Annotated in this window: 13 protein-coding genes and 1 other annotated feature; of the genes, 11 read left to right on the top strand and 2 right to left on the bottom strand. The window is 43.1% G+C overall.

Annotated features, from left to right (window positions below; all coding sequences use genetic code 11):
• Positions 1 to 53: 53 nt before the first annotated feature.
• Positions 54 to 770 carry an acetolactate decarboxylase gene (gene budA, locus O3626_RS02755; RefSeq protein ID WP_049486420.1) on the top strand — a complete coding sequence of 239 codons (717 nt, stop codon included), beginning with the start codon at positions 54 to 56 and terminating at the stop codon, positions 768 to 770.
• Positions 771 to 1095: 325 nt separating this feature from the next.
• Here budA and O3626_RS02750 read toward each other — a convergent pair whose 3' ends face one another.
• Positions 1096 to 2757, bottom strand: coding sequence for an NFACT family protein (locus tag O3626_RS02750; protein ID WP_371495151.1), 1662 nt, complete (start codon positions 2755 to 2757; stop codon positions 1096 to 1098).
• Positions 2758 to 2907: 150 nt separating this feature from the next.
• Positions 2908 to 3140 (top strand) — a binding site (T-box leader).
• 131 nt (positions 3141 to 3271) lie between these two features.
• On the opposite strand from O3626_RS02750, the gene trpX reads away from it, so the two are divergent.
• From trpX to pheT, 5 genes are all read left to right on the top strand, one after another.
• The gene (gene trpX / locus O3626_RS02745) at positions 3272 to 4273 is read left to right on the top strand and encodes a tryptophan ABC transporter substrate-binding protein (RefSeq protein ID WP_371495149.1); all 1002 of its coding nucleotides are present in this window, start codon (positions 3272 to 3274) and stop codon (positions 4271 to 4273) included.
• A 123-nt stretch (positions 4274 to 4396) separates the two neighbouring features.
• Positions 4397 to 4816: a ParB-like protein gene (locus O3626_RS02740; RefSeq protein ID WP_023918620.1), complete on the top strand. Its 420-nt coding sequence runs from the start codon at positions 4397 to 4399 to the stop codon at positions 4814 to 4816.
• A 314-nt stretch (positions 4817 to 5130) separates the two neighbouring features.
• Entirely contained in the window at positions 5131 to 6186 is a 1056-nt protein-coding gene (gene pheS / locus O3626_RS02735; protein ID WP_371495147.1) for a phenylalanine--tRNA ligase subunit alpha, read from the top strand.
• Positions 6180 to 6710: a GNAT family N-acetyltransferase gene (locus O3626_RS02730; protein ID WP_371495145.1), complete on the top strand. Its 531-nt coding sequence runs from the start codon at positions 6180 to 6182 to the stop codon at positions 6708 to 6710. The genes pheS and O3626_RS02730 overlap by 7 nt, the downstream gene beginning before the upstream one ends.
• 67 nt (positions 6711 to 6777) lie before the next feature.
• A complete protein-coding gene (gene pheT / locus O3626_RS02725; protein WP_371495143.1) occupies positions 6778 to 9183 on the top strand; it encodes a phenylalanine--tRNA ligase subunit beta in 2406 nt (801 codons plus the stop codon).
• 56 nt (positions 9184 to 9239) lie between these two features.
• Here the strand turns inward: pheT and O3626_RS02720 are convergent, their stop codons facing one another.
• Positions 9240 to 9710, bottom strand: coding sequence for an N-acetyltransferase family protein (locus O3626_RS02720; protein ID WP_371495141.1), 471 nt, complete (start codon positions 9708 to 9710; stop codon positions 9240 to 9242).
• A gap of 236 nt (positions 9711 to 9946) precedes the next feature.
• On the opposite strand from O3626_RS02720, the gene O3626_RS02715 reads away from it, so the two are divergent.
• From O3626_RS02715 to O3626_RS02695, 5 genes are read left to right on the top strand one after another with little or no spacing between them, the layout of a single operon-like run.
• Entirely contained in the window at positions 9947 to 10261 is a 315-nt protein-coding gene (locus tag O3626_RS02715) for a hypothetical protein (RefSeq protein ID WP_371495280.1), read from the top strand.
• 5 nt (positions 10262 to 10266) lie between these two features.
• Positions 10267 to 10476 carry a helix-turn-helix transcriptional regulator gene (locus O3626_RS02710; protein WP_003002675.1) on the top strand — a complete coding sequence of 70 codons (210 nt, stop codon included), beginning with the start codon at positions 10267 to 10269 and terminating at the stop codon, positions 10474 to 10476.
• A 2-nt stretch (positions 10477 to 10478) separates the two neighbouring features.
• Complete coding sequence (locus O3626_RS02705; RefSeq protein WP_371495137.1) at positions 10479 to 11264, top strand: DUF3169 family protein; 786 nt, start codon at positions 10479 to 10481, stop codon at positions 11262 to 11264.
• 11 nt (positions 11265 to 11275) lie between these two features.
• Positions 11276 to 12169, top strand: coding sequence for an ABC transporter ATP-binding protein (locus tag O3626_RS02700; protein ID WP_371495134.1), 894 nt, complete (start codon positions 11276 to 11278; stop codon positions 12167 to 12169).
• Entirely contained in the window at positions 12166 to 13380 is a 1215-nt protein-coding gene (locus O3626_RS02695) for an ABC transporter permease (RefSeq protein WP_371495132.1), read from the top strand. The genes O3626_RS02700 and O3626_RS02695 overlap by 4 nt, the downstream gene beginning before the upstream one ends.
• The last annotated feature ends 45 nt before the right edge of the window (positions 13381 to 13425 follow it).

Raw genomic sequence — 13425 nt, 5'->3', positions numbered from 1 at the left:
ATTCGGAATAGTTTGTGGTATACTGGTAGAAGATAGAATGAGGAGAGAAAAACATGGAACCAGTAAAACTTTTTCAATACAATACCTTAGGTGCCCTAATGGCGGGTCTGTACGGGGGTTCATTTACGATTGGAGAACTCTTGGAACACGGAGATCTAGGAGTTGGGACGCTTGATTCTATTGATGGAGAGTTGATCGTATTAGATGGTAAGGCATATCAGGCCAAGGGATCAGGGGATCATCCTGAAATAGTCGAAGTTTCTCCGGATGCCAAGGTTCCTTATGCAGCAGTCGTTCCTCACCAAGCAGAAGTGATTTTCCGCCAACGCTTTGAAATGACGGACGAGGAATTGGAAGCTCGTATTGAGTCTTATTACGATGGCGAAAATCTTTTTCGCTCCATTAAGATTCGTGGTGACTTTGTCAAGATGCATGTCCGTATGATTCCAAAATCAACACCGGAGATGAAGTTTGCAGAGGTTGCAACCCATCAGCCAGAGTATACACGGGAAAATGTCACAGGGACCATCGTCGGCTTTTGGACACCAGAAATTTTCCATGGCGTGAGTGTGGCAGGATACCATTTGCACTTTATTTCAGATGACCACACCTTTGGTGGCCATGTGATGGATTTTGTCATCTCAGAAGGGATTGTAGAGGTGGGGGCTATCGATCAGCTGGATCAACGTTTCCCAGTCCAAGACCGTCAGTACCTCTTTGCCAAATTCAATGTCGATGAGGTCAAAGAAGACATCAATAAAGCAGAATAAAAGGTTGAGCGTCGCTCAACCTTTCGAATTGAAGATAATGTTATTTAAGAAACTTTCCTTAGGTGAGAACGGACGTCAGCGAACTTCAAAGAAGTTCCATGACTTAGTTTTGGACCTAAGGTTCCAAAACTCCCGAGTGCTAGAAACAAGATTGTTTCTAGCACTTTTCTCACAGCGGAAAGTTTCAATATATATTGAATGAGCCTAAAAGTATACCTCATTTTGTTTTTTCAACATACTTAGAATGTGACTTTCAGTCCGTCTCGCTCCGTTAGGTGCGAGACAAAAAAACCACCCGTTTGACGGGTGGTCATGATTTTTGAAATCAGTCTGTTAGTTTCATGGCTTTGATTTTTTCTTCTTCTGGGGTAACCCGCAGAGTCTTCTGGCCGGTATAGGTCACAAAGCCTGGTTTTCCGCCGGTTGGTTTATTGAGTTTCTTGGCTTCGATCATATCGACTTGGACCAGATTTGAGAGACGAGCCTTGGAATAGTAGGCGGCCAACTCTGCGGCATCGGTCTTCACTTCATCCGTCGGATCGAGATTTCCTGTAATGACGACATGGCTGCCTGGGATATCTTTGGCATGGAACCAGAGTTCGTCTTTTTTAGCGATTTTAAAGGACAGTTCATCGTTTTGCAGATTATTGCGACCCACTAAAATGATGGTTTTGCCATCACTAGCCAGGTATTTCTCAGGTTTTTTCCGTTTATGAATTTTTTCACGGTTGCGCCGTTTGATAAAGCCGGTCTGGATTAACTCTTCACGAATCTCTGCCACCTCAGCCAGGCTCGCTTGAGAAAGGGCCGTTTCAACCGTTTCAAGATAAGAAATGGTTTCCTTGGTTTCTTGAATGAGGATGGTCAAATGTTTGACGGCTTCTTTTAATTTCTGGTAGCGTTTGAAGTAGCGTTGCGCATTTTGGTTGGGGGTCAGGGCCTTGTTGAGTTGGATGGTGATCGGTTCGTTGGTATAGTAATTGTCCAGGACAACCTGGTCTTGGTCGTTTGGTACCTGATGGAGGAAAGTTGTCAGCAATTCTCCTTTTTGGCGGAACTCTTCTGCATTGTCGGTCGCTGCTAACTCGGCTTCTTGTTTGGCTAATTTTTTCCGGTTCTTTTCAAGATCGTTTTCGACCTTCCGGATCAATTCGCTGGCCTGTTGTTGCACCCGATCGCGCTCAGCCTTGTCTCGGTAATAGTCATCTAGCAGATCTGAAAGTGTCTCAAAGGTTTGACTGGTCGCATCCGAAAAGGGGATAGCCGAGAAGGATTTGGTCGTTAGGCGAGGCTCAGAAGGTGTCTTGAAAAAGGCACGGAAGGTCTTTAATTTTTCATCTGTCTCAAGTCGCTTGGCTAATTCTTGAGCCGTATCTCGCCCCAAACCTTGGAAACATTTTTGAAGGTTTTTGGGACTTAACTCTTCCTTGTGAAGAAGGGCGAAGAGGGCTTCATCTCCAATTGTAAAAGGATTGACAGCGTCAGTTTTCGGAGGGGCTACATAGGTTGATCCAGGAAGAATGGTCCGGTAGCTATTTTGTGAGAAGCCGACATGTTTGATGGCTTCGATGATTTTATTGCTGGTCCGGTCTAGGAGAATAATATTACTGTGCTTGCCCATGATTTCGATCATGAGGCTGACGGAAATGGCATCTCCAATTTCGTTTTTATTGGAGACACGGATTTCGAGAATCCGGTCGTTCTCTAATTGCTCAATCCCTTCGATGACAGCGCCTTGAAGATATTTACGCATGACCATAATAAAGGTATTAGGAAAGGCAGGATTTTCAAAGTTGGTCTGGGTCCGTTGGATCCGTCCGAAAACAGAATGGGCAGAGAGCAAAATCTTTTGGTTTTTCCGATTGCCTCGGATTTGGAGTACCAATTCTTGCTCGAACGGTTGGTTAATTTTTTGAATGCGACCACTTAAGAGTTCGGCCTTCAATTCGTGGACCATATGGTGTAAAAAAAATCCATCAAAAGACATGGGATTCCTCATCATTCTAGCGTTTATTCTAGTAAATTATATCAAAAATAGAGCGGAAATCCCAGAAAGAAGCTAGAGGTTGTTAAATAGAAAATGCGAACGTTTTCAAAAAAATGCAGAAAAAGTATTGACATTTTTGAAAGAAAACTTTAAAATGTAAGAAATTAGAAAAGTAGTAAATGAAAGTTTCAAGAGAGCCCACGGTTGCTGAGAGTGGGTAGCGGCAGTTTATGAAATTGGACTAATGATGAGATGAATTTGAAACAATAAAAATTCGGTTGGCACACCTTATCGTGCAACTTGTTGCTAGACAAGACAGAGATATGGGAGGAGACTATCCTTTTCCCATAAGTGAGGTGGCACCGCGATGACACGTCCTCACATAGCTTTTGCTATGTGTGGGCGTGTTTTTTGTTTTAGATGAGAAGGGAGAAAAGATATGAAGAAACGATGGCGTCGCATTCTTTAGAGGATGAAAAATAGAAGAAAATAAAAAAATAGAAGAGGTAGTAAAATGAAAAATAAACGGTTAATGGGAATTATTGGTTTGATTGCAGCAGCAGTCATTGGGACAGCGATCTATTCAGCTACAGCAGGTAAAGACAACAAGGCAGCAAGCAGCAATGAAAAGGCTAAAGTTGGGGTCTTGCAGTTGGTCAGCCACCCTTCGCTTGATTTGATCTACAAGGGGATTCAAGATGGTTTAGCTGAAGAAGGTTATGACAAGGACAAAGTGGACATTGATTTCCTTAATGCTGAAGGCGACCAAAACAAAGTTGCAACCATGAGTAAACAATTGGTAGACAAGGATAACCAAGTCTTGATTGGAATTGCAACTCCATCTGCTCAAGGTTTGGCTAGTGCAACCAAAGACAAACCAATTGTCATGGGTGCTGTAACCGATCCAGTCGGCGCAAACTTGGTCAAAGATTTGAAAAAACCAGGTGGCAATATCACTGGGGTATCTGACCACAATCCTACTGAGCAACAGTTGAAATTAATCAAAGAATTGACTCCGAACGTGAAAACAATTGGGATCCTGCACTCAACCAGTGAAGATAACTCAAAATCTCAAGTAGAAGAATTTACAAAATTGGCTGAAAAAGCAGGCTACAAGGTCGTTCCTTATTCTGTTCCTTCTACAAACGAAATTGCTTCCACTGTGTCTGTAATGTCAGGCAAAGTCGATGCCATCTGGGTTCCAATCGATAATACCATCGCTTCAGCCTTCTCAACAGTTGTCGAAGCCAACAAAACAGCTAAAAAACCAATCTTCCCAAGTGCGACAGCTATGGTAGAAGCTGGTGGTCTTGGTTCAGTCGTTGTCGACCAACACGATCTTGGAGTAGCAACTGGTAAAATGGCTGCGAAGATCTTGAAAGGTCAAAAACCTGCGGATACACCTGTTGAAATCTTTAGCCAAGGAAAATCTGTCATCAATAAAAAAGTCGCAGATGAATTGGGTATTACTATTCCAGAATCTGTCTTGAAAGATGCTGGACAAGTCATTAAATAAAAAGAAAACGAATCACAAGAATGGCGGGGGAATTTGGCTTTGGCAGGTCTTTAAATTGTGACCTTTGAAAATGTCTACCAGTGCCCAGAACCAACTTTTATACTCTTGGTAGAGGAGAAAGAAATGGAAGTCAAGATAACAGATCTTCATCCGACCCAACTATATTTATCAGAAAAGAAGTTACAAGCTATCCAGATGCTGGATCAGTCGGTAGACATCATCAATGTGGATCCAATTAGTGTTCTTGCATTTGGAAATCGCTTCTTGATTACAGACGGGCATCACAGGGCTTATCAGGCTTTATTGGCAGGTCGGGATACGATTTCTGTTGAGTTTGATAGAGACGGTGGTGATGAACTCTATCATCTCTATGCGCAAGCTTGCGAGGAAAGAAAGATATCCTCTGTTTTGGATTTAAAACATCGTATCTTACCTCAAGATGAGTATGAAGCAAAATGGTATAACTGGTGTGATGGTTTTAACCAAGCAACCACTCTTCTATTGAAAAGGCAAGCAGATGAAACAGACAAGGCAAATAGATAATGTACTGCCTCTTGTTCCTTTGTCTATTGAAATTAGTCTCATCTAACTTGTTTTTTAACAAAAAATCTGCTAAACTAGATAGTAATCGAATAGAAATCTGCAAGACTAGTATCTCAAGGGAAGTGCGACAGGGAGAAGGGCCGTGACTGAAAGCTCTTTGCATGAAAGCTGAGTGAATTCACTTGCGTAAAGGATTTAGAAATTAAGGTCTGGTTTACAGATAAAAACGGATGGTACCGCGTGTCAACGCTCCGAATGAGGATGTTGGCGCGTGGTTTTTTCTATGTCTGTAGAGGGACCATGATGGAGGAAATATGTCAACGATTGAAGAACAATTAAAAGCGCTTCGTGAAGAAACGCTGGCAGCTTTGAAGCAGATCTCTGCTGAAAATGAAAAAGAATTGCAAGAACTACGGGTCTCTGTCCTTGGGAAAAAAGGATCTCTGACTGAGATCCTCAAAGGGATGAAAGATGTCTCTGCAGAGATGCGTCCGGTTATCGGGAAACACGTCAATGAAGCCCGCGATGTCTTGACGGCTGCCTTTGAAGAAACAACCAAACTCTTGGAAGAAAAGAAAGTCCAAGCTAAACTAGCTAGCGAAAGCATCGATGTGACCCTTCCTGGTCGTCCGGTTGCTAGTGGTTACCGTCATATCTTGACCCAAACCAGTGAAGAAATCGAAGATATCTTTATCGGGATGGGCTACCAAGTTGTGGACGGTTTTGAAGTGGAGCAAGACTACTACAACTTTGAACGCATGAATCTGCCGAAAGATCACCCTGCGCGGGATATGCAGGATACCTTCTACATCACAGATGAAATCTTGCTTCGGACCCATACCTCACCTGTACAGGCGCGGGCGATGGATGCGCATGACTTTAGCAAGGGACCATTGAAGATGATCTCTCCAGGGCGTGTTTTCCGTCGGGATACAGATGATGCGACCCACAGCCACCAATTTCATCAGATCGAAGGCTTGGTCGTTGGGAAGAACATCTCAATGGCAGACCTTCAAGGAACACTTCAATTGATCGTGCAAAAGATGTTTGGTGCAGAACGTCAAATCCGTCTTCGTCCTTCTTACTTCCCATTTACCGAGCCATCGGTAGAGGTGGACGTTTCTTGCTTCAAATGTGGTGGAGCTGGATGTAACGTATGTAAGAAAACTGGTTGGATTGAAATCATGGGAGCCGGTATGGTTCACCCACGCGTCCTTGAGATGAGTGGTATTGACCCAACAGTCTATTCAGGATTTGCCTTTGGACTTGGTCAAGAGCGTGTAGCTATGCTTCGTTACGGAATCAATGATATCCGTGGCTTCTATCAAGGGGATATCCGTTTTTCAGAACAATTTAAATCATCATGTTAGTAAAAGTTAAGCCGAATGAATTTCAAATTTTAAGGGAATTAGAGGTGGAAACCTATGGGGATACCTTTGGTCCCTACATCTCTGATGCCGATATGGAAGATTACTACCAGACGGTTTTATCGCTAGAGCAAATCCAAAAGGATTTGGCAGACCCGGAATCAGAGACCTATTTTGTCCTAGATCACAATCAGGAAATTTGTGGTTTTCTCAAGTTTAACTGGGGTAAGGCACAAACAGAGCCAGTAGAGATGGACAATGCTTTTGAAATCCAGCGCATCTATGTCAAAAAAGAACATCATGGCAAGGGCTATGGCAAGGAAATGTTTAGCTTTGCCTTAAAAGAAGCTCAAAAACGTGGATTTGACTGGGCCTGGCTGGGTGTCTGGGAACGAAATTTTAAGGCCCAAAACTTTTACAAACAATTCGGATTTAAACGGTTTAGCGAGCACCACTTTATCACAGGTGAAACTGTAGATACAGACTGGTTGCTGCGCAAGCATTTGAAGGAGAATCCGCAAACTTAATTGTGGGTCCAAATTGAGAGAAAGGAATTGAAAAGGTCTCACCCGGTGGGATCTTACGATCAGAATTATGTTAGTATCATATAAATGGTTAAAACAATTGGTGGACGTGGATGTGCCATCAGAAGAGTTGGCTGAAAAAATGTCAACCACAGGGATCGAGGTAGAAGGTGTGGCATCACCTGCTGCTGGTCTCTCAAAAATTGTCGTTGGAGAAGTCTTGTCTTGTGAAGATGTGCCAGAAACACACTTGCATGTCTGCCAAGTCAATGTGGGTGGAGAAGAAGCCCGTCAAATCGTCTGTGGAGCACCAAATGTTCGAGCAGGCATCAAGGTCATGGTGGCTCTTCCAGGTGCTCGCATTGCGGACAACTACAAGATTAAAAAAGGGAAAATCCGTGGTTTGGAATCTCTCGGAATGATCTGTTCCCTTGGTGAATTGGGAATTTCTGACTCCGTTGTACCAAAAGAATTTGCAGATGGCATCCAAATCTTGCCAGAAAATGCTGTTCCAGGAGAAGAAGTCTTCTCTTACCTCGACTTGGATGATGAAATCATCGAACTTTCCATCACTCCAAACCGTGCAGACGCTCTTTCTATGCGTGGGGTGGCGCACGAAGTAGCAGCGATCTATGACAAGGCAGTCAATTTCAAAGACTTTACGTTGACTGAAACGGACCAAGCTGTAGCAGATGCTCTTTCTGTCAGCATTGACACTGATAAGGCACCTTACTATGCAGCCCGTATCTTGGACAATGTGACCATCGCACCAAGTCCACAATGGTTGCAAAACCTCCTCATGAACGAAGGCATCCGTCCCATCAATAACGTGGTCGATGTAACCAACTATATTCTGCTTTACTTTGGTCAACCTATGCATGCCTTTGACTTGGATACCTTTGAAGGAACTGATATCCGTGTGCGTGAAGCGCGTGCTGGTGAAAAATTGGTAACCTTGGATGGGGAAGAACGTGAGTTGGAAACAAGTGACCTCGTGATTACAGTAGCTGACAAACCAGTAGCCCTTGCAGGTGTCATGGGTGGAGAAGCTACAGAAATCTCTGAAAAATCTACTCGTGTTGTTCTTGAAGCAGCTGTCTTCAATGGCAAATCGATCCGTAAGACTAGCGGTCGCCTTAACCTTCGTTCTGAATCATCTTCTCGCTTTGAAAAAGGGATCAATGTGGCAACCGTCAATGAAGCCCTTGATGCGGCAGCGAGCATGATTGCAGAGCTTGCAGGTGCCACTGTTCGCAAGGGAATCGTTTCAGCAGGCCAGCTCGATACTTCTGATGTGGAAGTTTCTTCTACCCTTGCAGACGTTAACCGTGTCCTTGGGACAGATCTTACTTATGCCGATGTCGAAGATGTCTTCCGTCGTCTTGGATTTGGTCTTTCTGGAAATGCTGAAAGCTTTACTGTCAGCGTCCCTCGTCGCCGTTGGGATATCACCATTGAAGCGGACCTCTTTGAAGAAATCGCTCGGATTTACGGTTATGACAAATTACCAGCAACCCTTCCAAAAGATGACGGGACAGCCGGTGAATTGACAGCGACACAAAAATTACGTCGTCAGGTTCGGACTATTGCTGAAGGTGCTGGTTTGACAGAAATCATCACTTATGCACTGACAACACCTGAAAAAGCAGTGGAGTTCACGACTGCACCAAGTAACTTAACGGAGCTCATGTGGCCAATGACTGTGGACCGTTCAGTCCTCCGTCAGAATATGGTATCTGGTATTTTGGATACAGTAGCTTATAATGTCGCTCGTAAGAACAAAGATTTGGCTCTCTATGAGATCGGAAAAGTTTTCGAGCAAACTGGTAATCCAAAAGAAGACTTGCCAAATGAAATCAATAGCTTTGCCTTTGCTTTAACAGGTTTAGTTGCTGAAAAAGACTTCCAAACAGCAGCGGTTCCGGTTGACTTCTTCTATGCCAAGGGAATCTTGGAAGCCCTCTTTGCTCGTTTAGGTCTTGATGTGACTTATACAGCAACACAAGAAATCAAGAGTCTCCACCCTGGCCGGACAGCCTTGCTCTCACTTGGTGACCAAGTAGTCGGTTTCCTCGGTCAAGTACACCCTGTTACGGCTAAGGCTTACGATATTCCAGAAACTTATGTAGCTGAGCTTAACCTTTCAGCTATTGAAGCAGCTCTTCAACCAGCCGCAGCCTTTGTGGAAATCACCAAATTCCCAGCGGTGAGCCGTGATATCGCCCTTCTCCTCAAAGCAGAAGTGACTCACCAAGAAGTGGTCGATGCCATCCAAGATGCGGGCGTGAAACGTTTGACAGCTATCAAACTCTTTGACGTCTTCTCAGGTGAAAAACTGGGACTTGGCATGAAGTCTATGGCCTACAGCCTGACCTTCCAAAATCCAGAAGATAGCTTGACCGATGAAGAAGTCGCTCGCTACATGGAAAAAATCCAAGCATCACTTGAAGAAAAAGTCAATGCAGAAGTGCGGTAACAAATGTGTATAGGAAAAACCGTTGATGAGATGCATCAACGGTTTTTTAATCAGTTTTATAAGATGGTTTCCATGACAGTTTCTTGAGGCTTCATTCCCTGTCTTTGATAGAAGCGAAGGGCTCTTTCATTGTCATTCCAGACATTAAGTGTCATGTTGTAGCATCCGATTTCCTTGGCATAACGAAGGGCAAACTGATAAAGTTGATCGCCGATTTTTTGTCCACGCGTTGCTTGATCGACACACAAGTCCTCGATGAAGAGGGTTTTTATCAGATGAAGTACAGGATTGTCAGAGACTTCTTTAATAGTGACGAAGAGATGTCCTAGGATCTGGCCATCCGCATTTTCATAGACGAAAATTGGTGTCTGATCTTGTGCCATTAACTGTTCTAACTCTTCTTCACTATATTTTCCGCCACTTTCCTTGAAAATATCGGGACGAGCTTGGTGGTGAACGGAAAGAATCTGTTCTAAGAGACCAATCAAAGCAGGAATATCTTTTGGTTGCGCTAAACGAATCGTCATGTAGGTTCTCCTTAGTCGTATTTTCTATATTATAAAAATTTTTTACAGAGCTTGTCAATGGAAAAAGGATCGTTAAAAGGTGCGCAAATGCGGGCCTTTTATTTCTTACCTCAAAATATCTATGTCAACAATCCTGCTATTTTTGACAAATATTTTTATTTTTTTGACAAATATACTTGTCAAAAAGAAAAAGAAGTGTTACAATGTTTTTAGTTGAAAGAAGAGGAGATATTCTTATGGGAGCTATATGGATTCTATTTATCCCTTTTCTGGTTATCATTTATGCAAGCACAGAAAAGAAGATAAAAAAGTTGAACAAACGTATTAAAAGATTAGAAAAACAAGTGAAAGGAAATCAAGACATGTCTAGACTTTTAGAAGAATTAAAAGGCCAAACGGCCACGGTTACTGTAAATGGTTTTGGAACTAAGTGGGAAATTGTTGATTTTGATGAAGATTGGGTCAAATTGAGTCGTGAGACCGATAAACAACATGGGGTGACAAAATTAGTTCGTATTGAAGATGTTGAATTAATTCAACAATTGAGGTAGTCATTATGATATTAAAAAATCGACTGAAAGAGCTGAGGGCGCGTGATGGTCTCAACCAATCCGAGCTAGCCAAGCTAGCAGGAGTCTCGCGCCAGTCCATCAGTCTCTTGGAGCGTGGGGAATACACCCCATCGGTTATCATTGCGATCACCATCGCCCAGATTTTCAAGGAACCGGTGGAGAATGTTTTTAGTCTAGTAGAGGGAGAAGAATAAAAATGAAAAAGCAACAACAAGAACGATCTGATCGTTACCGTTTTTGGAGAAATGTCGGAATCATTACGGTTTCCGGCTTGATAGGAGGAGTTATCGGATTTTTGACAGGAATGTTTGGATCCGAAAAGCCCCTGGAAATCCAATCCTTCTTTAGTAAAGAGCTGCTTCTTTTGGGCTCAGTAGTTTTTTTCCTGGTCGTGTTTCTGATCACGATGGCTTTATTGATGCGGGTAAGAAAACTTCATTACAAGTTGCTCCAAATAGAAGACGATGATGAAGCCTATCACTATGACATCCAGAAGGAAAAACTGTATGGGTTAGCGACCATCTTTAAAGGCATCATGATCTTGCCCTACTTTTTCGTTATCATCTTTTATATTCAATTGATGTATTTGGATAAACCTACGGCCTTTATCTTTGGACCTTTTACCATGCTCTATCTTTTTCTTGCTTTGATTGTCCTATTTTTCCTAGTGAGTATCTTCTATCGTAAGACCTTTAACTTGGTTTACGGGAAACCGATTCCCCGCAATGCCGATGCCAAGGAAATGCGTGAATTTATGATGAGTATGATGGATGAAGCAGAAAAGCAGATTAGCTACGAGGAAAATTTCGAAGTGGTGGTTAAGTTAAGCAATTATATCTTGCCGAGCCTTCTCCTTGCTCTCCTCCTCATTGGGGTTGCCTTCAAAACGGATATCCTCTTAGCTTTGTTCGTCGTATCCATTCTCTATATTTATATCCTTATTTCACAATACAAAATTACCAAACGTTATTATAAAGAGTAAAGGAGTCATCTATGTTAGAAATTAGACATTTAGAAAAAAGCTTTGGGAATAAGCAGGTTCTCTTCGGAGTAGATCTGACAGCTCAACAAGGGCATATCCTTGGCTTAGTTGGGAAAAATGGTGCCGGGAAAACAACTATTTTCCACAGCATCCTGCGCTTTTTGGACTACAGCGGCGAGATTCGCCTAGGTGGCAAACCCATTACACAAGAGACTTACAAGGAAATTGGCTATTTGCCTGAAGAGCGCAGTCTTATGCCAAAACTTACGATTTTTGAGCAGGTCCGCTATTTGGCTGCCTTAAAAGGAATGAGCACCGCCGAGGTCAAGGAAAAATTACCGATTTGGATGGAAAAACTCCAAGTAAAAGGGAAATTGACTGATAAAATCAAGAGCCTCTCAAAAGGGAACCAACAGAAGGTGCAACTGATCATCACTTTGATCCATGAGCCTAAATTGATCATATTAGATGAACCATTTAGCGGATTGGATCCGGTCAATACAGAGGTGCTCAAGCAGGTCATCTTTGAAGAAAAAGAGCGTGGGGCAACCATTATCTTTTCTGACCACGTCATGACCAACGTCGAAGAGTTGTGTGATGATATCCTAATGATCCGTGATGGTTCGGTTGTCCTTTCAGGGCCTGTCCAAGAGGTCCGGAATAGCTATGGCAAGACCCGCCTCTTTGTCTCTAACGACTTTAGCAAAGAAGAGCTAGAAGCTCTGCCACACGTGACCAAGGTCAGCATGACCAAGCAAGGGACTTGGAAGTTGATCTTGGATGATGCGTCAGCTGGTCCAGAATTATTTAACCGCTTGACCAAGGGCCACTACCTTGCGACCTTTGACCACCAAGCCCCAACTATTGATGAGATCTTTAAACTTGAATCAGGAGTAGAAGTATGAAACAGATGTTTGTCGTAATGAAAGAAACCTATATCAGACAAGTGAAATCATGGAGTTTCCTCTTCATGGTCTTCGGTCCCTTCCTCTTTTTAGGATTGAGCATTGGAATCGGTTATCTGACAGGTTCTTCTACAGATGCCAAAAACCAGGTGGCCTTGGTGACAGAAGTTCCAGCTGTCAAAGAAAGTCTCAAAGGAACTGATGGCTTGACCTTGGACTACAAGGATGAAGCTGCAGCTAAAAAAGCTATCAAGGATGAGAAAGCAGCTGCTTACCTAACGGTCGATGAAAAAGATGGTCAGCTAGAAGCTACTTATGTGGGCGACCAAGCCATGAAAACAGAATTGAAAACCCTTGTCGCTGCGAAATTAAGCCAAGTCCAACAAGGAATCAATCTAGCGCGTGCTAATCTAAGCAAAGAGCAGCTGACAGCCTTGTCTCAACAGGTTTCTCTCAAAGAAAAAATTGACGAGAAAAAAGAAGGCTTGAAAATGGTGCAAACCATGGTTGCAGGTGGTCTGGGAATGCTGCTTTATATGATTTTGATCTTCTACTCTAGTATCACAGCCCAAGAAGTGGCCAGTGAAAAGGGAACCAAGATCATGGAAGTGGTCTTCTCTAGTATCAAAGCAACCGACTATTTCTTCGCACGCATGCTCGGACTCTTCGGAGTGATTTTTACCCATATTTTTGTCTATGTCGTTGGGTTAGTAGCTGTTTGGATCTTTAGAGCAGATATCCCAGTTGTCAAGGATATTCTCGCTCCAAACTCTCCGATTACCCAACACCTTGCAGAGGCGATCTCGCTCAATACCGTCTTCTTCATTATCCTTGGCATCTTTATGTATGTAGTGCTCTCTGCCTTCTTAGGCTCAACAGTTGCACGACCTGAAGATTCAGGAAAAGCGATTTCGCCACTAATGATGTTAGTTATCTTTAGCTTCCTTGGGGTAACCACCTTGGGAAGTGCCGGTGATGTCTTCTTATTGAAGATCGGTTCGTACATTCCTTTCATCTCAACCTTCTTTATGCCTTTCCGTACCATCAATGGCTATGCAACTGGTCTTGAATCTTGGGCTTCATTGGGAATTGCGGTCCTCTTTACCATCGTGGGAACAGTGCTTATTGCCCGTATCTACGCGAGCTTAATCCTCCAGACCGATGACCTCGGACCGTGGAAGACCATCAAACGTGCTCTCAGCTATCGCTAATCAAACAAGCTCTCAGTTATAGCTGGGGGCTTTTTGATTTCACAT

It is taken from the genome of Streptococcus sp. 20925_1_77, from assembly GCF_041432125.1.
Lineage (GTDB): Bacteria > Bacillota > Bacilli > Lactobacillales > Streptococcaceae > Streptococcus.
The sequence above is the reverse complement of the archived record's forward strand: the minus strand, read 5'-3'. Positions and strand labels throughout refer to the sequence as shown.

Coding starts and splice junctions, on each gene's coding strand:
- budA (WP_049486420.1), top strand. CDS start 54: ATGGAACCAGTAAAACTTTTTCAATACAATACCTTAGGTGCCCTAATG.
- O3626_RS02750 (WP_371495151.1), bottom strand. CDS start 2,757: ATGTCTTTTGATGGATTTTTTTTACACCATATGGTCCACGAATTGAAG.
- trpX (WP_371495149.1), top strand. CDS start 3,272: ATGAAAAATAAACGGTTAATGGGAATTATTGGTTTGATTGCAGCAGCA.
- O3626_RS02740 (WP_023918620.1), top strand. CDS start 4,397: ATGGAAGTCAAGATAACAGATCTTCATCCGACCCAACTATATTTATCA.
- pheS (WP_371495147.1), top strand. CDS start 5,131: ATGTCAACGATTGAAGAACAATTAAAAGCGCTTCGTGAAGAAACGCTG.
- O3626_RS02730 (WP_371495145.1), top strand. CDS start 6,180: ATGTTAGTAAAAGTTAAGCCGAATGAATTTCAAATTTTAAGGGAATTA.
- pheT (WP_371495143.1), top strand. CDS start 6,778: ATGTTAGTATCATATAAATGGTTAAAACAATTGGTGGACGTGGATGTG.
- O3626_RS02720 (WP_371495141.1), bottom strand. CDS start 9,710: ATGACGATTCGTTTAGCGCAACCAAAAGATATTCCTGCTTTGATTGGT.
- O3626_RS02715 (WP_371495280.1), top strand. CDS start 9,947: ATGGGAGCTATATGGATTCTATTTATCCCTTTTCTGGTTATCATTTAT.
- O3626_RS02710 (WP_003002675.1), top strand. CDS start 10,267: ATGATATTAAAAAATCGACTGAAAGAGCTGAGGGCGCGTGATGGTCTC.
- O3626_RS02705 (WP_371495137.1), top strand. CDS start 10,479: ATGAAAAAGCAACAACAAGAACGATCTGATCGTTACCGTTTTTGGAGA.
- O3626_RS02700 (WP_371495134.1), top strand. CDS start 11,276: ATGTTAGAAATTAGACATTTAGAAAAAAGCTTTGGGAATAAGCAGGTT.
- O3626_RS02695 (WP_371495132.1), top strand. CDS start 12,166: ATGAAACAGATGTTTGTCGTAATGAAAGAAACCTATATCAGACAAGTG.